Here is a 22,875-nt window from a genome sequence, read left to right on the forward strand (position 1 = left end):
ATGACCGCTACGACGGCGGACGCTCCCCCGCCCGGGCTACGCGTCCCGAAGCGCCGCGGCGTGGAGCTCTCCCTCCTCGTCTGCGCCGTCCTGATCTCCGTCTACGGCTACGCCGAAGTCGGCCTCGCCGGTACCGGCGCCGTGCCGCCCGACGCCGTCCGCTACGGCGCCGGGCTCGGGCTGCTGGCGCTCGTCGCCCACCTCGCCGTCCGCTTCCGCGCGCCGTACGCCGATCCCCTGATGCTGCCGATCGCGGTCCTCCTCAACGGCCTGGGGCTGGTGCTGATCTACCGGCTCGACCTGGAGACGCCCCGCGACCCGGCCGCGCCGACCCAGTTGATCTGGTCGACGCTCGGGGTGGCGCTGTTCATCGCCGTCGTCGTCCTGCTGCGCGACCACCGGGTGCTCCAGCGGTACGCGTACCTGTCGATGGCCACCGCGCTCGTCCTGATGCTGCTGCCGATCTTCTTCCCGGCCGTGAACGGGGCGAGGATCTGGATCCGGATCGGCGGCCTCTCCTTCCAGCCGGGCGAGTTCGCCAAGATCCTGCTCGCCGTCTTCTTCGCCGCCTATCTCGCGGCCAACCGCAACGCGCTGGCGTACACCGGCCGCAGGATCTGGCGGCTCCAGCTGCCCACCGGCCGGGTGCTCGGGCCGATCGTCGCGATCTGGGTGCTGAGCGTGGGCGTGCTGATCCTGGAACGGGACCTGGGGACCTCGCTGCTCTTCTTCGGCCTGTTCGTGATCACGCTGTACGTGGCGACCGGCCGGACCGGCTGGATCGCGGTCGGGCTGCTCCTGGCGGCGGTCGGGGCGTTCGCGGTCGGTTCGCTGGAGCCGCACGTGCACAGCCGGGTCGAGGACTGGCTGAACCCTTTCGCCTCGATCGAGGCGGGCGAAGGGCCGAGCCAGCTGGCCCAGTCCCTGTTCGCGTTCGCCGCCGGGGGCATGCTGGGGACGGGGCTCGGCAGCGGGCACTCGGTGCTGATCGGCTTCGCCGCCAAGTCCGACTTCATCCTGGCGACGGCGGGCGAGGAGCTGGGCCTCGTCGGCCTGACCGCGCTCTTCCTGCTGTACGCCCTGCTCGTCGCGCGCGGCTACCGCTCCGGGCTCGCGCTGCGCGACCCGTTCGGGCGACTGCTGGCGACGGGTCTCGCCTCGATCGTGGCGCTCCAGGTGTTCGTGATCGCCGGCGGGGTGATGGGGCTGATCCCGCTGACCGGCATGGCGATGCCGTTCCTGGCGCAGGGCGGCTCGTCCGTGGTCACCAACTGGGTGATGGTGGCGCTGCTGATCCGGGTCAGCGACTCGGCGCGGGCCCCGCGGCCCGAGCCGGTCGAGGCCGGCATCGTCGCGCCGGTGGCCGAGGAAGCCAAGTGATCCCGTACATCCGGCGCGCGGCCGCGCTCTGCCTCGTCCTGCTGGTGGCGCTGCTGGTCAACGCGGCGCGGGTGATGGTCTTCCAGGCGGAGTCACTCGACGAGAACCCGGCCAACCGCCGTCCGGCGATCGCCGCCTGGGGGCAGCCGCGCGGCACGATCCGGGTCGAGGGCCGACCGGTGACCGGCGCACGGGACAGCGGCGAGCAACTGCGGTACGAACGTACGTACACGCAGGGGCCGTTGTACGCGCCGGTGACCGGTCACGCCTCGCAGACGTACGGCACGACCCTGCTGGAGCACGCCGAGGACGCGGTCCTGTCGGGCACGGATCCGATGCTGATGCCGCTGCCGTTCTGGAACGACATCAGCCGGGGGCGGCAGCCGGGCGGGGACGCCGTGACGACGATCCGCGCCTCGATGCAGGAGGCGGCGTACCGGGGGCTGGCGGGGAAGCGGGGGGCGGTCGCGGCGATCGAGCCGTCGAGCGGGCGGATCCTGGCGCTGGTCAGCTCGCCGTCGTACGACCCGGGAGAGCTGTCGGGTACGGGGCCGGCGGTGAAGGAGGCGTGGGCGCGGCTGAACACCTCGCCGAACCAGCCGATGCTCAACCGGGCGATCCGGCAGACCTATCCGCCGGGCTCCACCTTCAAGATCGTGACGGCGGCGGCGGCCCTGGACGCGGGCGCGGTGACGGACGTGGACGCGCCGACGGACACGCCGGACCCGTTCGTCCTGCCGGGGACCCGGCACGTGCTGCCGAACGCGGCGAAGGGGTGCGGGAACGCGTCGCTGGCGTACGCGATCCAGTGGTCGTGCAACACGGTGATGGCGGGGCTCGGGGTGAAGGTGGGCCTGGAGGGGATGGTGGACGCGGCCCGGAACTTCGGCTTCGACGACGCGGGGCTGCGGATCCCGTCCTGGGTGGCGAGGTCGAACTTCGACCCGGCGATGAGCGACGACCAGCTGGCGCTGTCATCGATCGGGCAGTTCGACACGACGGCGACGCCGCTGCAGATGGCGATGGTGGCGGCGGCGGTCGCGAACAACGGCGAGATCGCGCACCCGTACCTGGTGGAGCGGACGACGACCGCGGGCGGCCGGACGGTCGACACGACGGGCCGCCGCAGCTACCGCCAGGCGATGCGCCCCTCGACGGCGACCCAGCTCCAGCGCCTGATGGTGAAGGCGGTCACGGAGGGCACGGGCACGAACGCCTCGATCCCGGGCGCGACGGTCGGCGGCAAGACGGGCACGGCCCAGCACGGCCTCGGCAACATCGGCACCCCCTACGCCTGGTTCATCGCCTGGGCCCAGTCGCCGGACGCGGCCCAGCCGGCGGTCGCGGTGGCGGTGGTGGTGGAGGACGCGGAGGCACGGAGGACGGAGATCAGCGGGGGCGGAAGCGCGGCGCCGATCGCACGGGCGGTGCTGGAGGAGGGGATGCGGCTGGAGGGGAGGGGCGGGGGCGCTGAGGCGCGGAAGGGCATCACGTCCTGAGTCCGCACCCGAAAAAGGGTGAAGCCCCGGCCGTTGTGGCCGGGGCTTCACCCCTTGTGCGTGGCGGAAACGCCAGGCGTCAGATCTCTTCCTGCTTCAGATCCCAGGGAAGGCGGTCACCGGCGGCGGCCTGCACCGCACGGAGCCTCTCCAAGTCCTCCTCGATCAGCATGAGCGACTCGAACGCGTAGGCGGCACCGGCGAGCGACTCGCCCTGCATCACCTCCGCGTAGAGCACCCACAGGCCCTCGCGTGCCGCGGCGACGCAGTCAGCCGCTTCCGGGCTCCCGGAATCGGCAGCCGGACCCAGGATGCGCAGCAACGACCCGAGCGTTTCACGCCTTGCGGGTTCCGACAGCGGACCCAGCAGTGCGGCGAATGCCACTGAGACGAAGGCGGGCGACGCGGACACAAGACTCTCGCCCGGTGTCATCACGTGGTCCTGCACTGGGGGAAGGAAAGCCGCGCCGTTGTCATGCTCCTCGCCGAGGCCGATCAGATCCCTGATCATGCCCGGGAGGTGCACAGCGCTCTCACCGCAACCACAGTCCATTCGCTCCCAATCGAGCTTCTGGATTTCGATCTCGAAGAGATTCATTGCCACTGCCTAGTCTCCCCACGGCCCGCCGGGTTCGCCCTGAATCCCGGGTACGAAGTTGTCGCGGCTGGGATAGTCCGCCTGACATCTTACGCACACCTTCTTCAGCAAGGCCGTCCACTTGCGGTCGCTGCCCCGCGCCATCTGATACGCGTTGGTGAAGATGACCTCGTCGACATTTCCTCCCAAAGCAATCAGCGCATTGCCTTCGGCGCAGTATCCGCCGCCGGAAGAGGCGAGCACGGTATCGCCGGTGCGGGTGTTGATGGCGCCGACGAACGTCCGGGTCCTCGTCGCAGCGCTGGAAGCCAGCGCCGCGTACGTCGGTACGCGTTCCGCGACTTCCGCGAGGCGCTGGTCCAGGTCCCAGTTCGCCGGCGCGCGGTCGATGTCGACGTTCGGTGCACGGCCGTTGGACTCACCGCGCGTGCTCGGAACCTTGCCGGAACCGCCACCACCGCTGGATCCGCCGTTGGACCGGGAGGATCCGCCGGAGCTGCCACCGGAGCCACCGGACTTGCCACCGGACTTGCCACCGCTTGCCGAGCTCTTGCCGCCTCCGGAACTCTTGCCGCCGGCACCCGAGTGGGAGGACGACTTGGGCGCGGACTTCGCCTGGGCCTGCTTCTGGGTGGGGTTACCCGTCTTCCGTTTCGCGGCGGCCGCTGCGTCGGCCTTTCTCTTGGCTTCCTCGGCGGCCTTCTTCTTCGCTCTTTGCGCGGCCTCCTTCTTGGCCTTCTCGATGGCTGCCTTCTTGGCCTGCAAGGCTGCCGCTTCGGCGGCCTTGGCGGCCTTGAGGACGGCTTCTGCGGCCGCCTTCGCCTTCTTGAACGCCTGGATGGCGTCGATGGTGCGATTGATCGCCTTCAGAACAGACGGAATCTTGCCCAGCTTCGTCCACGGAATAGCGTCGAGGATGATGCTGCCGCACGACCACATGTCACCGCCGAAGCAGGCCATGGCGTCGTTGATGCCGATGAAGTCCTTCAGCGTCTCCCAGGCGATCGAGAGAATCACCGAGGTGAGGGACTTGCCCTGCATCGCCTCGGCCTGCGCGACCTGGGCCGCGGACAGACCGGCGCCCGCGAGAGCCGCTGCCCGCTCCGACGCGGTCAGCGAAATGGCCAGACCGGTCGGGTCGGAGTACGTGACCGGGTTGTTCTGCGCGTACGCGTACCCGTTGGACTGCTGCGGGTCGTTGATGTCGAGCACCGGGTCGACGGACAGGAAGCGTCCGACCACCGGGTCGTACAGACGGGCGCCCAGCGGCTGGAAGCCGGAGGCGTCGTCCCGGGTCTTGCCCAGGAATCCCTTGTGGTTCTGGAGGTTGGCACCGGTGGTGCCGCGCTCGTTGCCGAAGGGGTCCTGCTTCCGGATGCGCACCGACTGGCCGCCGTGGAGGGCGACCTCCGTGTACGCACTGCCCTGGTGGTCCGTGGTCTGGGCGACCAGGGTCTCCCCACCGGTGCCGTAGGCGTAGCGCATGACCGCACCGCCCGGAGCCGGGTAGGTGCGCTGGGTGTTGACCAGGACGCCGCCCTGCTGAACGGTCACCTCGGCCTCGCCCAGGTGAAGGGTCGCCTGCTTGCCCTTGATGGTGAGCAGGCGCGAGCCGTCGGGGCCGTAGATGTGACGGGTGTCGTTCTGCGGCATCCACTGCTGGGCCGCCGAGGCGGCGTCGCAGGTGGCGAGCACGATCGGCGTCGCGTTCACGTTCGCCGCGCCCTGCACCGCGAGGCACAGACCGGAGGCGATGTGGGTGAGCTGCCCGGATGCGTTGCGCCTCAGTTCCTGCGCGGTCTGCTGCGCGGAGGTGGTGCCGCACTGCTGGACCTGGACCGCCGACCCGGCCGTGTTGGCGGCGGGCTGGAGGCACCAGGTGCCGAGCACCGAGAGCGAGCCGCGGTTGGGGTCGGACTGCGGCGCCGTCGCCGTGCCCGGGGTGGGCGTGAACTTGAGGTTCTGCGGATTCGAGGCGTTGCAGGCGTAGAGCTGGATCGGCTGGCCGGTCGCGCCCAGGCCCGACTTCAGGTCCAGGCACTTCTGGCCGAGACCCACGTACGGGGTCTTGCCGCTGGTGCCGGCACCGGTGATCCGGTCGACCTGGCCGTCGTAGGTCCAGGTCAGCTCCTGCTTGTCGCCGTTCTCGACCGAGGTGATCGTCTTGGTCTCACCGGTGAGCTCGTACAACCGGGTCGCCTCGGCGGTTACCTCGGCGCCGGCCGGCGTCTTGTACTTCTTCGTCACCTTGGTCAGCGAGTGCGGCTGGTCCTTGGCGGCGTTCTTGCCGAACGCGTACGTGGTGACCGCGTTCCTCGTGGTGTCGCCCGTGAGGTCGTTCTCGGTCAGCTTGGTGCGGTTGCCGAGCAGGTCGTACTCGTACTCCTGCCAGTAGCCGGAGTTGTCGGCGCCCGCGGCGGCTCGGAGCGTGCCGTCCGTGTTCTTGTTGAGCGAGCCGTCCGGGTTCCTGGGGTTGACGCAGCTCGTCTGGTCCTTGGAGGTCCAGGCGGACTTCAGCTCCCCGATCGGGTCGTAGACGAAGCACTGGCGCTCCGCGATCCCGGTGGACTTCTCCTGGATCGAGGTGACGTTGCCGGACGGGTCGTAGCCGTAGGCCCGGTTCGAGACCAGGTTGCCTCCGACGATGCTCCTGTCGGCCGTGGTGTCGCCGGGGCCGCCCTTCTCGCGGTATACCGACTGCTCGGCCAGCTCACCGGTGGACTCGTCGTAGGAGCTCTGCGTCCAGACCCGGTAGGGCTGGGCGCCGAGGGTGGAGCGCAGGACCTGGCCGTACGGGGAGTAGACCGTCTCCGAGCCGTACCAGTCCTTGCCGGAGATGGAGAGCGGCTTGCCGTCCTTGTTGTAGCGGAAGACCAGCTTCTCCGCGCCGAACCTGCCCACCTCGGGAAGGGTGGTCTCGTCCAGCATGCCGCGGTCGTTGTAGGTGTAGTCGTACCTGTAGTCCTTCTTCAGACCCCAGGTGTCGACCATGGACTGCGGCAGGGACAGCGTGGTCGCGGTCGGCTGGTACTCCTTCGTGTAGCCGTTGACCGCCTGGGTGTACGCGTCGCTGTCGGTGTAGCGGGTGGCGGTGGCGGGCATGCCCTTGCCGCCCGCGACGGTGTCGTATGTGAACGAGGCAAGCAGCTTGCCGGTGGCGTTGTTCTCCCGAAGTTCCTTGGGCCGCGACAGCTCGTCGTAGCCGTTCCAGATCGTGTTGCCACGGGCGTTGGTGGTCGTCTCGACCCGGCCGAAGGTGTCGAAGGCGGTTCGGGTCGTGCCCGAGTCCGGGTCGGTCGCCGTCTCCACCTGGGCGTTGTGGTTGTACGTCCAGGTCCACGGGTGGGTCGGGTCGGCCGACGCCGTCGCCTTGGACATCCGGCCGCGCGTGTCGTACTCGTAGCGCGTCGACGTGAAGCCGCCGGGGGCCGCCGGGTTGAAGGTGTCCGAACGCAGAGTACGACCCGTCGCATCGGTCCAGACGCGGTAGGACGAGTCGCCCTGCGGGTTGATGACCTTCGACCAGTCCTCGCCGTACTCGTAGCGGACGGCCTTCTCGGGGACCTCCTGCGAGACGGCCTCGGTCGTGCCCGGGAGCTTGACCTTGAGGACCGGCATCTCCTCCAGCACGCGGCCGAGGCCGTCGTACTTGTACCGGGTGATGTTCGGGACGGCGGTGTCCGCCAGCGGGGTGAACAGCTCGCCGCGCGGGTCGTCCTGGTTCAGGTAGGCGTTGTTGGTCTGGTAGATCTCACCGGCGTCGTTGTACAGCGTGTCGGTGATCAGACGGCCGCCGCCGTCCGCCTCCTCCTGGGACTGCCGCTCGCGACCGAGACCGTCGTAGAGCGTGACGGACTTCTCGATCCGGTCCTCGTAACCACGTGCGTACGTGGTGACGTAGGGGGGCCTGCGGATCTCGCGTTCCGAGTCCTCCGGGTCGACCTCCGGCTTAGGGATCGTGTACTCGGCCTTGAAGTCCGGAACGCCCGAACCGGGGGTACGGCCCGGAGCCCAGGCCTCGGCCAACCGACCCATCGGGTCGTACACGGCCTCGCTGACGTGATTGTTGGCGTCGGTCGTCTTGACAGTGACCGACCGGCCCGGCTCCAGCTCATTGACCTGAGTGTGGCCGAGCACGTTAGTCGTGGTGATCTTGAAGACCTGGCCGGTGGCCGGCCCGATGGCCTCGTACTTGATCGTCGCGGACTTCGGGGTCGGCTGGCTCAGCTGGTCCGCCGGGGTCTCCTTCACCACCCGGCCGTTGGCGTCGAACTCCTTGGTGCCGGTGCTCTGAAAACCGGTGCCGGCACCGTTGAGGGTCCACGCCTGGGTGGCAAGACCCCGGGTCGAGGCGCCGAGCGCGGTCCCGTACGTCGTACCGTCGTAGGCCGTGCGGTTGGACCCTGTCAGCGAGCCGAGGTCGGTCCAGTTGGCGTTCGCGCAGGTCGTCGGCGAGACCATGACCTGCTTGGACAAACCGATCAGGTTCATGCTGGTCTGGTGCAGATAGTCCAGCTTGGTGCAGGACTCGTCACCGGTCTTACCCGTGTCGCCCAGCGACTCCACCAGCGTCGGAAGCCCGTACGTCGGCTCGTACGTCGTCGTCGTCTTCACCGAGCGCACCGTGCGCGGGTCGTCCGTGTTCGTGCCGGACGACTTGGTGTAGGCGATCTCCTCGGGTTCGGTGACGCGCCAGGCCTTGAGGTCGGTCAGGCCGTCCTCGCGGTCCCGCTTGCCGAGTTCCGTCGCCGCGGGGATCGTGACGCTGCGGGTCAGCCAGTTGGTGTCCGCGTCCGTGGCGTTGGTGTAGGAGAGCTCTTCGGCTATGCGGCCGGCGAACGCCTCGCGGTCGTAGACGGTCGAGCCGTCGGACGCCTTGATCACGTTGCCGTGGACGTCCTTGACCGGCACCGTGTCGCCCATGCCGCGGAAGAAGCGGCTCACAGCCTTGGTGCGGGGCGCGTCGACACCCGGGGTGTTCTCACCCGCGGAGCCTTCTCCGCTGTCCGTGTCCGACGGCTTGGGACCGGTCAGGACGGTGGTCTGCTCGAAGCCCGCGAACTGCGAGTACGTCCGCGTCGACTTCTTGCTGAACTCGGCCTCGGCGAGCTTCCAGCCGGCGTTCTTGTACTCGTAGAACGTCTTGGTGCCGTACGAGCCGGAGACGTTGGGAAGCTCCTCGATCGACTCGACCACGTACTTGTGGAACCAGTCGATGTCCTCGACCTCGGGGTCGGGGTTCCAGTACGACGGGTAGCACAGGCGGGTGTTCGCCTTCAGCGCCGCCGTGTCCGTCTTCGTCGGCAGGCCGGTGCCGGTGGCGCACTGGCCCTCGGCCGGCTTGTAGGTGACAACGGTCTCGCCGCCGTACTCGTTGATGACACGGTCGATCCGCAGGCGGGAGAAGCCCGGACGCGGGTCGTTCGTTCCGCGCATGACGCGGTTCGGCATGTCCTCGGCGTTGGACTCGAAACGCACCGAGTTCAGCGTGACGCTCGCGTCGGTGGAGCCGTTGCGGGCGTAGCCGGTGCGGGAGATCGACTCCAGCCACAGGGCCGTGTTCACGCCGGTCTTCAGCGCGGCGAAGTTCTGCTCGAGCTTGTACTCGTCCACGACCTGACGCGCGGTCGTGTCGGTACGACGCTGAGCGGAGGTGGTGATCTTGTCCAGGCGCTTACGGGACCAGAAGGTCGGGCCCGCGTTCCAGCACTTCTGCTTGTACGTCGAGGTGACGGCTTCGCAGCGGAGGTCGGCGGGGGTGTCGTACCAGATGCGGTACTTGCCCATGTCCTTCGACTTGAAGTTGTCCTCGACGCAGGTCAGCGTGCCCTCGGTGAAGCAGCGCTCCTCGACGGAGAAGTTCACGCGCGCCGGAGCCGGGGCGGAGAAGATGCTGTCCTTGCGCTGGCCGTAGTCGATCCGCGTCAGGTAGCCGTCGCGGTGGTACTCGACCGGGGCCTTGAAGTTGAAGTTCCGCGCGTAGTAGTTGACGTCGCGCTTCCACCACAGCGACATGGCGTTGCCGTGGATGTCCTCGACGTAGTCGAGGTTCCAGCGCCAGGCCTGGTTGCAGAAGGAGTTCTTCCAGTCGCCGGCCTTGTAGCAGGGCTCGCCCGCGTGGTTGCCGTACACCGGCACCGCAAGGACGGAGTCCGTGTACGGGTCGTCGGCGGCGGTGCCGTTGTCCGACCAGCCCGGGAGCTTGTTCAGGCCGAAGTGGTAGCGGGTGCCGTCCTTGGTCGTGACGACCCAGTACTCGCCGTCCGCGTCCTTCATGCCCGAGCGCGGGTCCTTGGACGTGTCCTTGAGCCGCTCGATCTTCGAACCGTCACCGTTGGCCGTGAACCAGGTGCCCTTGGCCGCGTCCCACACCAGCTCGGTCGTCATCCCGCCCAGCGACAGGGTGGCGTTCTCCGAGCCGTAGCACTGGTCCGCCGTCTTGTGGGTCGCGTTGTTCGACCCGGCCCGCTTGGAGTCCTGACGGCAGTTGGCGTACGTACGGGTGATGGAACCCGCGTTGTAGTCCCAGCCGTCGCCGATCCAGGAAGCCTGGTTGTTCGTCGCCGACGTACGGCCGTCGACCGACTGGGACGAATAGCCCAGGCCGATCTTCGGCATCAGACCGCCGGCGGTCTCCGGCACCTGCACCTGGTAGTTGTACGTGAACGCACCGGAGGAGGAACCGGCCGACCAAGCGCCGGACGACAGCAGCGGGGAAGCGGTGAAGTCACCCTGCACCGACGAGCCGGTGTCGAGCATGCCGACCGCGTTGCCGCCGGTCGTCGTTCCCGCGGCCGAGAACGAAGCCTTGCGCGCCGTAGCGCCGGTGCTTCCCTCTTCCAGGAGCTTGGCGACCGGGATCGTGCCGCTGACGACCGTGCGGGTCTTGGCGCCCTTCGCCGCGGTGCTCTTGGTCGGAGCCTCCTTGGCGGGCACCTCCTCCACCGACGTCTTCAGGGGCTCGAAGCCGACGCCCTCGTCCTTGCCGCCCGCCATGGTCGTGGTGCCGTCGTCGGCACACTCACCCGCGGTCGGGTCGGAGTAGACGCACTCCGGCAGCAGCGTCAGACCGAAACGCTGGGCGGCCTGCGGACCGTAGAGGTCGGCGAAGCCGGTCGGGTCGATGGTCAGCGCGATCTGTGCGGCCGGGTCGGCCGTCGCCGGAGGCGTGACCTTCATGATCATGCCGGAGACGCCCGCGTCCTGCGACGCCTCGACCGGCTTCAGGTCGACGCTCCACTCGCCCGCGAGTGCCGCCGGGTCCCCACCCTCGGGAACGCCGATCGCCACCGGCAGGTTCTGCGACACCGGGACCGTGGTGCCCGGCTCGCTCGTCGCCGTCAGCGTCGCCTTGCCGAGGTCGGCCACCCACGGGGTGACGTTCTTCGGCACGTACGGCGTGATCGGGACTTCCTGCGCCGTGGTCAGCGCCTTCTGCGCGGTCTCGTCACCGTCGAGTTCGGTGCTCTTCGGAATGTCCGGGAGGTCAACCTCCGCGGTCTGCTCCTCGCGGCTCATGCCGTCGCCGGGGATCGCCAACGCCTGCGAGCTGAGAGATGTCACCGTCAGCATCGATGACAACAAAAGGACGGTCGCCGTGCGGCTGAGCCGCCGGCGCCGTCGTTGTGACTCCGTCACGGCTAGGCGTCCCCGCCCCAGCCATGACGGTGGACCTGAAGAACGCATCGCGTCGACTCCCACCCGGGTCATACAGACAACAGAGAGGTGCGCACACACCGAAAGGCGTGGAAACACCAAAAGCACGCGCCTGCATCAGACGCGTGCGTGCGAACTCTCTGTCATGTCCGCGTTGCATATCAACACGGTTTCACCGGGCGGAACTGATGCCGAGTGAGATGCCCCACGGTGCGGTTCCGATCAGAACGCCACCGTTATTGATCTACCCCTCACAACGGGTAGATCATTACATACAGGGCCTATCCACCTGCTTAAACGGGCAACCTGCCCAAAACCCCTACCTACCCGCGTAGTTCCAAGGCATACATAACGCTTTCGCAACTCCTTCACCTGTGGACTCCCTGTGGCGCGCGTGTGATCGTGTGCGCACATATATGCCCCGCGGCCTGCCGTTGGGGCTGTCTGTGCTGCCCCTGTCCGCCCTGGTACCTACGGGAGTAGACCGCCGTGTCCGCGCCACCACCCAGATTTCTCAGCCCCTTCGTGCGCACGCGCACACGGCTGTCACTGACCCTCGGCCTCATTCTGGCCGCCCTCACCGCTGCCCTCCTTCCGTGGTGGCAGCCCCAGACCCCGCCCGTGGCCCAGGGCAACAAGGCCACCGACGCCAAGCCGGCGTCGACCGGCCCCCGTGACGAGTCCGCTGCCGTCGCCGAGGCCAAGCGCACGCGGAAGCAGGTGCTCGTCGACACGGCGACCACCGCCACGCAGCAGACCTGGGCGCTCCCCAACGGGCAGATGCGCTCCCAGATGCACGCCACGCCGCAGCGCGCGAAGAACGCCGACGGCGAGTGGGCCCCGATCGACAACAAGCTGGTCCGCTCGGCGAAGGCACCGCGTGGGCTCGGCATCGTGCCGGTCAACGCCGCCGTGCCCGTGCGGTTCTCCAGCGGCAGCAAGGACGCGTCCCGTGCGGACCGTTCCTTCGCCCGCGCCCCGCAGCCCGGTCAGACCGTGCTCGCGGAGATGGACGTCGCCGGCCACACCGTCGCCTACACCTGGCCGGGCGCGCTGCCCGAGCCGGTCCTCGACGGCCCGCGTGCCCTCTACTCCGAGGTTCTTCCCGGTGTCGACCTGCTCCTGGTGGCGCGTGAGGAGGGCGGTGTCGCCCAGCTCCTCATTGTGAAGACGCCGGAAGCGGCCAAGCAGGAGGCGCTGAAGTCGGTCGCGTACGGACTCCAGTCCAAGACGGCCACCTTCCAGCTGGACGCCCCCAAGGGCCGCGTCCTCGTCCTGGACAAGGCGGGCAAGGAAGTCGCCTCGATTCCCACTCCCTTCGCGTGGGACTCCAGCGGTCAGGACCCGGAAGCGCCCGAGAGCGCCCCGCGCACCGCCACCGGTACGCCGGCCGACGTGCTCAAGCTCTCCGGTCTGACCGGTATCGAGCCCGGCGCCCACTCCGCCCAGCTCCCGGTCGCCCTCGACGGGGACAAGACGAGCACCGCCCGCCTGGCCCTGAACGTCGCCGCGACCGGCCTGTTCACCAAGCCCGGCGTGAAGTTCCCGGTCTTCGTCGACCCGACGATGAACGCCGGATACGAAGCCTGGACGACGGCTTACCGGAAGTACCCCAACAGCAGCTTCTGGAACGGCACCAACTTCTCCTCCGGCACCTCCGACGCCCGCGTGGGCTACGAGAGCGACACCGGCGGTCTCGGCCGTTCCTTCTGGCGGATGGACTTCGACCCGAAGATCAAGGGCGCCGCGGTCACCCGGGCGTCGTACAAGGTGCTGAACAACCACTCCTGGTCCTGCACGGACCGTGAGTTCAAGTTCTACCTGACCGGCTCGATCTCCACGGGCACGACCTGGAACGCGCAGCCGTCCTGGTCCACCCACCTGCAGTCGAAGTCCTTCGCCCACGGCTGGTCCACCTCCTGCGGGGACGCTTACGAGGCGTTCGACAACGCCAACGTCAAGGCCGCCGCCCAGAAGGGCGCCGACAACGGCTGGTCGAACATCACCTTCGGCATGCGCGCCACCAGCGAGAGTGACACCCAGACCTGGCGCAAGTTCCGCGCCACCTCCGCCACCCTCGAGGTCGACTACAACCGTCCCCCGAGCGAGCCCACCGCCGGCACGACCTCTCCTGGCGGCGCCTGCACTCCGGGCCCCGGCTCCGGTGTGGTGGTCGGCCGGACCAACATCGTGCTCTCGGCCAACGCCAAGGACGGCGACGGGAACCTCTCCAAGCTGCGGTTCCGTTTCTGGCCCACGGGCGGAACGGTCCCGGCCCCGGTCGACATCACCCCGAACTCCTCCGGCACCGCGCAGCGGATCATCTCCGCGGCCGACCCGATGCTGAAGGACCTGAAGACCAACACGACCTTCTCGTGGGACGTCCACGCCATCGACCAGGTCGGTGCCGTGTCCACGTACTTCCCGCCGAACACCACCGAGCCGTGCCGCATCACGGTCGACCCGACCTCGCCCCCGCAGCCGGACGTCTCCAGCCCGGTCTTCAAGGAGGCCACGAGCGACGGCGCGACCTGGGCGACCGTGAAGTTCGGTGAGACCGGTCCGATCACCTTCACCTCCACCGGTGCGGCGAAGTTCCGTTACGGCTTCGAGGGTCTGAACTACAAGGACGTCACCGCGGTCAACGGCGCGTTCACCGACACCGCGCTGAAGCCCCCGCACGCCGGTCCGAACTGGCTGCACGTCTTCTCGCTGGACTCGCTGGGCAACGTCAGCGCCCGGACCGACTACGCGTTCTACGTGCCGCCGCGCGACACGGCCGACGGCCCCGGTGACGTCGGCGGCGACGGCATCGCCGACCTGATGACCGTCAACGCCAACGGCAACCTCGTCTCCATGTCCGGCGGCCCGGGCGGCGAGCTGTACGGCGGTATGGACGGCTCCTACACCAAGGGCCCGGACGGCAAGGTCGTCCTCAACCCGCCGGGTCACTGGTTCAACGCGACCACCGGCAAGGCGGCCCTGATCGCCCACCACAGCGACGCCTACCCCGGCGACGGCACCACCGACCTGTTCGCGGTCACCCCGGACGGCCAGTTCTGGCTCTACCCGGGCGACGGCTACGGCACCTTCAACATCGGCGACCGTCTGAAGGTCCGGCTGCCGTCGAACACGCCGGCCCCGTCGACGTGGACCATGATGAAGGCCGTCGGTGACATCACCGGCGACAAGAAGGCCGACGTGGTCGTGCGGGTCGGGACGGCATTCTGGACGCTGTCCGGTTACAGCGGCGCCACGTTCGAGACCGCCACGCTGATGGAGGGCTCCGCGTGGGGCCGCCGCGACATCGTGAACGTCGCGGACATCGACAAGGACGGCACGCCCGACCTGCTGTGGCGCAACCTCGACAACGGCGTCATGTACATCCGCCACGGCAAGCCCGGCACCGTCGCGGGCAGCGTCGACCTCAACTCGCTGAAGGTCGCGGCCAACTCGCGCGAGGGCGTCGACACCCAGTACGGCACCGGCTGGACCGAGGCGGCCGTGAACACCGCCATCGGCATCCCGGACGTGAGCGGGGACGGGATCCCCGACATCTGGACGCGTACGGCGGCGGACGGAACGATCAAGATCTACCACCCGTCCACCACCAACACGAACCCCGCCGTCAAGACGGTGCTTTCGGTCAACTGGAACGGCGTCAAGTCCTTCGGCTGATCCCCGTCCCACACCAATCACACCAGTCACGCCAGCTACACCCGTGACACACCAGTGAGCCCCCGGCGCTTCGTGCGCCGGGGGCTCACCCCGTTTCAGGGAGCGGAAGGGGTCGTCAGCCGCCGATCGGCTTGCGCATCTCGGCGCGGACCTCGGCCGTGGTCGCGGCGATCTCCGCGAGGTCGACGTCCTTCGGGTCGGCGACGGCCGACTCGGCGGTGACGACGGCGACGAAGGAGGCGGTGTTGTCGTCGCCCCAGGCGCACATGGGGAGGGTCGCGGTCCCGGTGGCGTCCTTCGAGGTGGTGACCTGGCAGGAGACGGTCAGACCGTCGTGTCCGGCCGGGGTGTAGTCCTTCGGCGGTACGACGAGGGTGGACTGCTTGTCGACGGCGCCCTTGAGGATGGCGGCGCGGGTGCCCTCGGGGTCCTTGAGTCGGCCGTGGAAGCCGGAGACGACGAGGACCGCGTTCTCCTTGCCGCCGTACTGGGCGATGGCGGCCTTGGCGTCCCTGACGGTGGGGTCGTAGGTGTCCTCGACCTCCTTGCCCTCGGTCTTGGAGGCGTCGCTGATGAGCTTGTACTCGCCGCTCAGCAGGGTATTGGGGACGACGAGCCGGTGCGTCGCCTCGGGGAACGAGCCGGTGACCCCGGACCCGTCGAGCACCTTGACCCCGAGGAAGCCCAGGCCGCCGACCACGACGACGGCGCCGACGACGATCCCGACGACCAGCCCGGTCCGCTTCTTCCTCGGCCCCTGCCCCGGCGCCCCGAACGGGGGCTGCCCCCACCCCGCCGGCCCCGGATGCTGCCCCGGATATTGCCCCGGGACGCCCTGCCCGGGAACGGCCTGCGGATGACCCTGCGGCGGTCCGAACGCTCCCGACGGCTGCTGCGGGTACGCGGGCGCCTGCTGCGGGTACGCCTGCGGGGGCGGCACCTGCCCCCCGTACGGAGAGTGGGGCTGCGGGTTCTGCGAAGGCGGCATGCTCATGCCCCGCACGGTACGTCACCGCCGTCGCCCCTCCCGCGCCCCCTCCTCCACCGACGTCACCCCTCCCGCGCCCCCTCCTCCACCGCCGCGCGTACCTCCTCCACCCGTGCCTTCTCCTCCGCCGCGAACCGCTCGCGGTCCAGCGCCTCCGCGAACTCCTCGTCCTGGGTCATCAGCAGGTCCAGGTTGGAGTCGCCGAGGTCGAAGACGCCCATGTCCAGGTAGGCCTTCTGGAGGCGTTCGCCCCACAGGCCGATGTCCTTCACGCACGGGACGATCCGGCTGAAGAGGAGCTTGCGGAAGAAGCGCAGCGACTCGCTGTGCTCCGTGAGTTCCTCGGCCTCCTTCCTCGGGATGCCGAAGTTCTCCAGGACCTCCACCCCGCGCAGCCGGTCCCGCATCAGATAGCAGCCCTCGATCACGAACTCCTCGCGCTCGCGGAGCTCCGCGTCCGACAATTGCCGGTAGTAGTCGCGCAGCGCCATCCGGCCGAAGGCCACGTGCCGGGCCTCGTCCTGCATGACGTACGCGAGGATCTGCTTCGGCAGCGGCTTGTCCGTCGTGTCGCGGATCATGCCGAAGGCCGCCAGCGCCAGACCCTCGATCAGGACCTGCATCCCGAGGTACGGCATGTCCCAGCGCGCGTCGCTCAGGGTGTCGCCGAGCAGGCTCTGGAGGTTGTCGTTGATCGGGTACAGCATCCCGATCTTCTCGTGGAGGAAGCGGCCGTAGATCTCCGCGTGCCGCGCCTCGTCCATCGTCTGGGTCGCCGAATAGAACTTGGCGTCCAGGTCGGGGACGGACTCGACGATCCGGGCGGCGCAGACCATCGCGCCCTGCTCGCCGTGGAGGAACTGGCTGAACTGCCAGGAGGCGTAGTGCCGGCGCATCTCCCCCTTGTCCTTCGGCGTCATCGCGGCCCAGTGGCGCGTGCCGTGAAGGGTCATCACCTCGTCCGGAACGCCGAGGGGGTCGTAAGGATCGACCTCCAGCGACCAGTCGATGCGCGTGGCGCCGTCCCACTGCTTGTCCTTGCCCTTCTGGTAGAGGGCGAGGAGACGGTCGCGTCCGTCGTCGTACTCCCAGGTGAAGCGGGCCGAACCCGTCGCCGGTACGGGCCAGATGGGCTCCCCGGGGGCCTTCGCGTAGAGGTCGTGCGTCGACACCGACGCCTCCTTCACTCGGAACGTTGAGCGGGCCGCCTTCTAGCTGACACCTTGGTAGACACGGGGTCAACAAGTGGCGCGCAGGGGATTGACGGCCTTACTGACGAGCAGTCTCATAAGAGTGACCATCGGTGACCCGACCGCCGTCCCGCTCCACCGGCCGCGAGCACAGCGAGGTGCCCCTCCGTCATGACCGCCCTGACCGAGCAAGACTTCACCCTCCTCCGGGACGCCCTGGGCCCCCTCCGCGACCGGGAACAGGTCGCCGAGCGGCTGCTCGAGTCCTCCCTCAAGCACTCCTTCGACCCCGAGACCGAACTCGACTGGGAGGCCCCGGTCGAGGACGGCAAGTGGTTCTGGCCGCCGGAGCTGGTGTCCCTCTACGACACCCCCCTGTGGAAGCGGATGTCCGAGGAACAGCGAATGGACCTCGCCCGCCACGAGGCCGCGTCGCTCGCCTCGCTCGGCATCTGGTTCGAGATCATCCTGATGCAGCTGCTCGTGCGGCACATCTACGACAAGTCGGTCACCAGCAACCACGTGCGCTACGCCCTCACCGAGATAGCCGACGAGTGCCGGCACTCGATGATGTTCGCCAGGATGATCCAGAAGGGGGGCGCGCCCGCCTATCCCGTCCCGCGGATCTACCACAACCTCGCCCGCGTCCTGAAGACCGTCTCGACCACCCCCGGCTCCTTCGCCGCCACCCTCCTCGGCGAGGAGATCCTCGACTGGATGCAGCGCCTGACCTTCCCGGACGAGCGCGTCCAGACGCTGGTGCGCGGTGTGACCCGCATCCACGTGGTCGAGGAGGCGCGGCACGTGCGGTACGCCCGCGAGGAGCTGCGCCGGCAGATGGTGACCGCGCCGCGCTGGGAGCAGGAGTTCACCCGGCTCAGCTGTGGCGAGGCCGCTCGCGTCTTCTCCGTCTGCTTCATCAACCCGCAGGTGTACGACAACGTCGGCCTGAACCGCCGCGAGGCCGTCGCCCAGGTCAAGGCGAGCGGCCACCGCCGCGAGGTCATGCAGTCGGGCGCCCGGCGCCTGACCGACTTCCTCGACGACATCGGGGTACTGCGCGGGCCCGGCCGGCGACTCTGGAAGGCGTCGGGGCTGCTGGCGTGACGGGCGGGGCCGGGCCGGGGAGTCCCTGGCGCCGCCTCGGTCCCGCTCCGGCACCGCTCGGTGGCGGTCGGTCCCGGTCGGTGCCGGTAGAGCCCCCTCCGGCGCCGCTCGATGCCACTCGGTCCCGCACCGGCGCCGCCCTGCCGGACCGGACCGCGGCTGCCCGGCCGGGGGCGGCGGAGTTACGCTGCGTGCATGACCAGTCCCGGCACGCCCGCGTCGCCCGCGTACCGTCGGCTCAGTGTCGAGGAGCGCCGGATCCAGCTCCTCGGGGCCGCCCTGACGCTGTTCGCGCACCGGGCGCCGGACGACGTCTCGCTCGACGACGTCGCCGAGGCGGCCGGCGTCTCCCGGCCGCTCGTCTACCGCTACTTCCCCGGCGGCAAGCAGCAGCTGTACGAAGCCGCACTGCGCTCCGCCGCCGACGAGCTGGAGCTGTGCTTCGCCGAGCCGCCCGTCGGATCGCCGACCGAACGGCTCTCCCGCGTCCTCGACCGCTATCTGGTCTTCGTGGACCAGCACGACGCCGGGTTCAGCGCCCTCCTGCGGGGCGGCAGCGTCGCCGAGACGTCCCGGACCACCACCATCGTCGACGAGGTGCGGCGCGCCGCCGCCGAGCAGATCCTCGTCCACCTGGGCGTCGACCGGCCCGGGCCTCGGCTCGGGATGATGGTGCGGACGTGGATCGCCGCCGTGGAGGCGGCCTCGCTGATCTGGCTGGACGAGGAGAAGCAGCCCCCGGCCGGCGAGCTGCGGGACTGGCTGGTCGACCATCTGATCGCCCTCCTCGCGGCGACGACCGCCCGGGACGAGGAGACGTCGGGGGTGGTGAAGCGGATGCTCGCGCAGGAGACGGCGGACGGGCCGGTGGGGACGCTGGCCCGGCGGGTCCTCCCGGTGGTCGGCGAGGCGGCCCACCTCATATGAAACTGGTGGGGTGAAAAGCGAGAACACCCCCTTTCGCGGCGGGCCCCTGGACGGCCGGGTCCTTCCCATCCTCCTGGGTCCGACCGGCCATCCCCCGAAGTGGTACGAGGTACCGGTCCCCGACGCCGACGACGGGCCGCCGACCGTGTACGCGTACCGCCGTGAGCCCGCCGGACACACCAAGCGGCTCGGCATCCAGCGCGGCTGGGTCTACGAGTACGCTCCCGGCGGCCGCGAGCGCCGCGAGCTGAAGTGGCCCTGGTCCAAGCCCTCCGCTCCACCCGCCGCGCCTCCGGCCGCCCCGCCCGCGTCCCCGCCGGACGAGTGAGCCACCCCCACCGAAACGCCCCTTCATGCGTTAATCGGATGATTTGGTGCGCCATCATCTCCGTGGAGGTGATGGCGTGTCAGGAAACCTGCTGCGCACGATCTGTACGGGGGCGGTGCTCGCCGCGACGACGGCGCTGACGGTGGTCTCGCCGGTCGAGGCCCCGGGCGCCCCCGCGGCCGCCCTGGCGGGGGCTCCCGCCAAGGCCGCCACGCCCCCCGTGCCCGAGCCCGAGGACGGGGGCGGGGGCGGGGGCGGGGTCGGGGACGAAGCCGCACCGGTGGACGAGCCGATCGAGGAGCCGGGCCAAGAGCCGCACGATCAGCCGGGCGATCAGCCGGGTGAGGGCTCAGCCGGCGACCCCGCCGAAGCCGCCGCCCCCGCCACCGACCCCCCGGACGCCGAAGCCACCGACCCCCCAGGCCCGGACGACGCCGACGATGACGCCGCCGCTCTCCCGCCCCCCGGCGGTGACTCCGTCGCCTCCCTCCTCACCCGGCTCCGGACGCTCTACCGCCAGGCCGAACAGGCCACCGAGACCTACAACGCCACCGAAGAGGCCCTGACGCGCCACACCGCCGACACCCGGAAGGTCACCGACCGGCTCGCCGCCGCCCGGCGGGCCCTCGCCCAGGGACGGGACGCGGCCGGGCGGCTCGCGCGGGAGCAGTACCAGGGCCGGGCCGCCGCCTCGGCCCTCTCCTCGTACCTCGACGTGCTGCTCGCCCCCGACCCCCGGCACGCCCTCGACCGCAAGCAGCTCGTCACCCGCGCGGCCCGCGACCGGGCCGCGACCGTCGTGCGGCTCCGGAGCGCGGAGAAGCGGGCCGACGCGCTCGCGCGGGCGTCCCGCGAGGGCCTGGAGCGCGAGCGGAAGCTCGCCGGGCGGCAGCGCAAGCAGCGCGACGACGTCCGGGCCCGGCTCACGGAGGTCGAGCGGCTGCTCGCCTCGCTCTCCGCCGCACAACTGGCCCGGCTGACCGAGCTGGAACGGACGCAGACCGCGGGCGCCCAGCGCGAACTCCTCGGCTCCGGCGTCCTGGACGTGCGCCGCACGCCCTCCCGCGCGGGCGCCGAGGCGCTGCGCCACGCCGTCCGCCAGATCGGCAAGCCGTACGTATGGGGCGCCGAGGGGCCGGAGTCGTACGACTGCTCGGGGCTGACCCAGCAGGCCTGGGCGGGCGCCGGTCTCGAGATCCCGCGCACCAGCCAGGAGCAGTGGCGGACCCTGCCCAAGGTGCCGCTGGACGAGCTGCGCCCGGGTGACCTGGTCGTCTACTTCCCCGAGGCCACCCATGTGGCCGTCTACGCCGGCGAGGGCATGGTCGTGCACGCCCCCCGCCCGGGCGGCCGGGTGAAGGTCTCCCCGATCGCGGCCAATCCCCTGCTCGGGGCGGTCCGCCCCGACCCCGGCGGGGCGCCCCTGGACGCGTACGCGCCGCCCACGCTGCCGGAGGGGGCCACGGACGGCTCGGACGAGGGCTTCGACCAGCCCTGAGCAATCAGGGCGAGGGCGGGCGGTGGCCCGGGTCCTGGCCAGGGGTGGAAGACTGCGCTCCATGGTCGAACCGAGTGCGAAGGCGGACCTTCTCCGCTACCTGCAAGAGGGGCGTGAAGCCCTGCTGTGGAAGCTCGACGGGCTCTCCGAGTACGACGTGCGCCGCCCGCTGACCCCTACGGGCACGAACCTGCTGGGGCTGGTCAAACACCTCGCGGGCGTGGAGCTGGGGTACTTCGGGGACACGTTCGGGCGGCCGTTCTTCGTCGAGGAGCCGCCCGCCTGGTGGTACACGGAGGACGCGGAGCCCAACGCGGACATGTGGGCCACCGCGGACGAGTCGCGCGACGACATCGTCGGGCTGTACCGCCGGGCCTGGGAGCACTCCGATTGCACGATCGCGACGCTGGCGCTCGACGCAACCGGTCACGTCCCGTGGTGGCCGCGGGAACGGCGGGAGGTGACCCTGCATCACATCCTGGTGCGCGTGATCTCCGACACCCAGCGGCACGCCGGGCACGCCGACATCGTACGAGAGCTCATCGACGGATCCGTCGGGCAGCAGGACGGCAAGCCGGCCCTGCACCCGGGAGACCGGGCCTGGTGGGAGGAGCACCGGAACCGGCTGGAGCGCGTGGCGCGCGACGTCGGCGACGGCAACGGCATCGGCATCGGCGACGGCGACGGCTGACGCACGCCGGAGGGGGCGGGGCCGACGGTGCGTACTGTCGCCCCGCCCCCTCCGGAAGGCTCCGGACCCGGTCGGCGGCCTACTGGCCGGCGGAGACCGAGGCCAGGTACGCGCCCGTCTTCTCCGGATCGTAGAAGAAGTTCTCGAAGTCGGCCGGGTCGTTGAAGCCGTTGGCGAACCGGTCGGCGACGGGCTGCAGTTGGCCGGCCGCGCCGATCAGGTTCAGGACGTGCTCCGGCGGGACGCCGAGCATGGCGTTGGTCCACTTGGTGACGTGCTGTGCGGTGTCCCAGTAGCGGTCGAAGGTGGCCCGCATCCAGGACTCGTCGAAGGGCCGGTCGCCGTTCTCGACGATCGAGGCGAGGTACGCGGCCGCGCACTTGGACGCGGAGTTGGAGCCCTGGCCGGTGATCGGGTCGTTGGCGACGACGACGTCGGCGACGCCCAGGACCAGGCCGCCGCCGGGGAGGCGGCCGATCGGGTTGCGGACGGTGGGGGCGTAGCGGCCGGCGAGCGTGCCGCCCGCGTCGGTCAGTTCGACCTTCGTGGCGCGCGCGTACTCCCACGGCGTGAACCGCTCCATCAGCTCCAGCGTGAGCGCCAGGTGCTCGGCGGGGTCCTTGACGCCCTGGAAGACGTCGAGCGGTCCGCCGGGGACGCCCTCCCAGAAGAGGATGTCGGCGCGGCCGGAGGTGGTGAGCGTGGGCATGACGAACAGTTCGCCGACCCCGGGGACCAGGTTGCAGCGCACGGCGTCGAAGTCGGGGTGCTCGGGGCGCGGGCCCAGGCCGTGGACGTACGCGACGGCCAGCGCGCGCTGCGGCTCGGCGTACGGGGAGCGGGCGGCGTCCCGGCCGAACATGGAGACCAGCTCGCCCTTGCCGGCGGAGACGAGGACCAGGTCGTACGAGCGGGAGAAGTAGTCCAGGTCGGAGACGGCGGCGCCGTGGATGACGAGCTGGCCGCCGCGCTGCGCGAAGGTCTCCATCCAGCCGGCCATCTTCACCCGCTGGTCGACGGACTGGGCGTAGCCGTCGAGCCGGCCCACCCAGTCGATGGGGCGGGAGGCGTCGGGGGCGGCGACGGAGACGCCGAGGCCCTGGATCCGCGGGGCCTGGGACTCCCAGAAGTTGATCGCGAGGTCGCGCTCGTGCTGGAGCGCGGTGTCGAACATGCACTGGGTCGACATGACCCGGCCGGACCGGATCTCGTCCGCCGTACGGTTGGACATCAGGGTGACTTCGTACCCCTGCGACTGCAGTCCGAGGGCGAGCTGGAGACCGGACTGGCCGGCGCCGACGATGAGTATCTTCCGCATGGCGGGGGTTCCTTACG

Annotated in this window: 13 protein-coding genes; 8 read left to right on the forward strand and 5 right to left on the reverse strand. The window is 70.0% G+C overall.

Translation table 11 applies throughout. The features are described 5' to 3' along the window. Both ACFZBD_RS12045 and ACFZBD_RS12050 read left to right on the forward strand, forming a co-directional pair. Complete coding sequence (locus tag ACFZBD_RS12045; protein ID WP_391139237.1) at positions 1–1,380, forward strand: FtsW/RodA/SpoVE family cell cycle protein; 1,380 nt, start codon at positions 1–3, stop codon at positions 1,378–1,380. Further along, positions 1,377–2,879, forward strand: a complete 1,503-nt coding sequence (locus ACFZBD_RS12050) for a penicillin-binding transpeptidase domain-containing protein (RefSeq protein ID WP_391139238.1) — start codon at positions 1,377–1,379, stop codon at positions 2,877–2,879. The genes ACFZBD_RS12045 and ACFZBD_RS12050 overlap by 4 nt, the downstream gene beginning before the upstream one ends. Before the next feature lie 79 nt (positions 2,880–2,958). Here ACFZBD_RS12050 and ACFZBD_RS12055 read toward each other — a convergent pair whose 3' ends face one another. Next, complete coding sequence (locus ACFZBD_RS12055; protein ID WP_391139239.1) at positions 2,959–3,477, reverse strand: hypothetical protein; 519 nt, start codon at positions 3,475–3,477, stop codon at positions 2,959–2,961. 9 nt (positions 3,478–3,486) lie between these two features. Further along, a complete protein-coding gene (locus tag ACFZBD_RS12060; protein ID WP_391139669.1) occupies positions 3,487–11,049 on the reverse strand; it encodes a ricin-type beta-trefoil lectin domain protein in 7,563 nt (2,520 codons plus the stop codon). 609 nt (positions 11,050–11,658) lie between these two features. Here ACFZBD_RS12060 and ACFZBD_RS12065 point away from each other — a divergent pair. Next, complete coding sequence (locus ACFZBD_RS12065; protein ID WP_391139240.1) at positions 11,659–14,811, forward strand: FG-GAP-like repeat-containing protein; 3,153 nt, start codon at positions 11,659–11,661, stop codon at positions 14,809–14,811. A 115-nt stretch (positions 14,812–14,926) separates the two neighbouring features. Here the strand turns inward: ACFZBD_RS12065 and ACFZBD_RS12070 are convergent, their stop codons facing one another. After that, a complete protein-coding gene (locus ACFZBD_RS12070) occupies positions 14,927–15,805 on the reverse strand; it encodes a hypothetical protein (protein WP_391139241.1) in 879 nt (292 codons plus the stop codon). 56 nt (positions 15,806–15,861) lie between these two features. After that, positions 15,862–16,971: a diiron oxygenase gene (locus ACFZBD_RS12075; RefSeq protein ID WP_391139242.1), complete on the reverse strand. Its 1,110-nt coding sequence runs from the start codon at positions 16,969–16,971 to the stop codon at positions 15,862–15,864. Positions 16,972–17,160: 189 nt separating this feature from the next. On the opposite strand from ACFZBD_RS12075, the gene ACFZBD_RS12080 reads away from it, so the two are divergent. The 5 genes from ACFZBD_RS12080 to ACFZBD_RS12100 all read left to right on the forward strand — a co-directional run bounded on the left by ACFZBD_RS12080 (position 17,161) and on the right by ACFZBD_RS12100 (position 21,540). Beyond that, positions 17,161–18,096, forward strand: a complete 936-nt coding sequence (locus tag ACFZBD_RS12080) for a diiron oxygenase (protein WP_391139243.1) — start codon at positions 17,161–17,163, stop codon at positions 18,094–18,096. Between the two features lie 195 nt (positions 18,097–18,291). Then, a complete protein-coding gene (locus ACFZBD_RS12085; protein WP_391139244.1) occupies positions 18,292–19,023 on the forward strand; it encodes a TetR family transcriptional regulator in 732 nt (243 codons plus the stop codon). 10 nt (positions 19,024–19,033) lie between these two features. After that, entirely contained in the window at positions 19,034–19,351 is a 318-nt protein-coding gene (locus ACFZBD_RS12090) for a hypothetical protein (RefSeq protein WP_391139245.1), read from the forward strand. A 76-nt stretch (positions 19,352–19,427) separates the two neighbouring features. Continuing rightward, the gene (locus ACFZBD_RS12095) at positions 19,428–20,849 is read left to right on the forward strand and encodes an NlpC/P60 family protein (RefSeq protein ID WP_391139246.1); all 1,422 of its coding nucleotides are present in this window, start codon (positions 19,428–19,430) and stop codon (positions 20,847–20,849) included. Between the two features lie 61 nt (positions 20,850–20,910). Then, the gene (locus tag ACFZBD_RS12100) at positions 20,911–21,540 is read left to right on the forward strand and encodes a DUF664 domain-containing protein (protein WP_391139247.1); all 630 of its coding nucleotides are present in this window, start codon (positions 20,911–20,913) and stop codon (positions 21,538–21,540) included. 79 nt (positions 21,541–21,619) lie between these two features. Here the strand turns inward: ACFZBD_RS12100 and ACFZBD_RS12105 are convergent, their stop codons facing one another. Then, entirely contained in the window at positions 21,620–22,858 is a 1,239-nt protein-coding gene (locus ACFZBD_RS12105) for a styrene monooxygenase/indole monooxygenase family protein (protein WP_391139248.1), read from the reverse strand. Between the last annotated feature and the right edge of the window lie 17 nt (positions 22,859–22,875).

It is taken from the genome of Streptomyces sp. NPDC008121, assembly GCF_042957155.1.
Taxonomy (GTDB): domain Bacteria; phylum Actinomycetota; class Actinomycetes; order Streptomycetales; family Streptomycetaceae; genus Streptomyces.

What these genes read in the sequence shown, in the direction of transcription:
- ACFZBD_RS12080 (WP_391139243.1), top strand. Translation starts at nt 17,161, where the DNA reads ATGACCGCCCTGACCGAGCAAGACTTCACCCTCCTCCGGGACGCCCTG.
- ACFZBD_RS12055 (WP_391139239.1), bottom strand. Translation starts at nt 3,477, where the DNA reads ATGAATCTCTTCGAGATCGAAATCCAGAAGCTCGATTGGGAGCGAATG.
- ACFZBD_RS12100 (WP_391139247.1), top strand. Translation starts at nt 20,911, where the DNA reads ATGGTCGAACCGAGTGCGAAGGCGGACCTTCTCCGCTACCTGCAAGAG.
- ACFZBD_RS12045 (WP_391139237.1), top strand. Translation starts at nt 1, where the DNA reads ATGACCGCTACGACGGCGGACGCTCCCCCGCCCGGGCTACGCGTCCCG.
- ACFZBD_RS12070 (WP_391139241.1), bottom strand. Translation starts at nt 15,805, where the DNA reads ATGAGCATGCCGCCTTCGCAGAACCCGCAGCCCCACTCTCCGTACGGG.
- ACFZBD_RS12085 (WP_391139244.1), top strand. Translation starts at nt 18,292, where the DNA reads ATGACCAGTCCCGGCACGCCCGCGTCGCCCGCGTACCGTCGGCTCAGT.
- ACFZBD_RS12105 (WP_391139248.1), bottom strand. Translation starts at nt 22,858, where the DNA reads ATGCGGAAGATACTCATCGTCGGCGCCGGCCAGTCCGGTCTCCAGCTC.
- ACFZBD_RS12060 (WP_391139669.1), bottom strand. Translation starts at nt 11,049, where the DNA reads ATGCTGACGGTGACATCTCTCAGCTCGCAGGCGTTGGCGATCCCCGGC.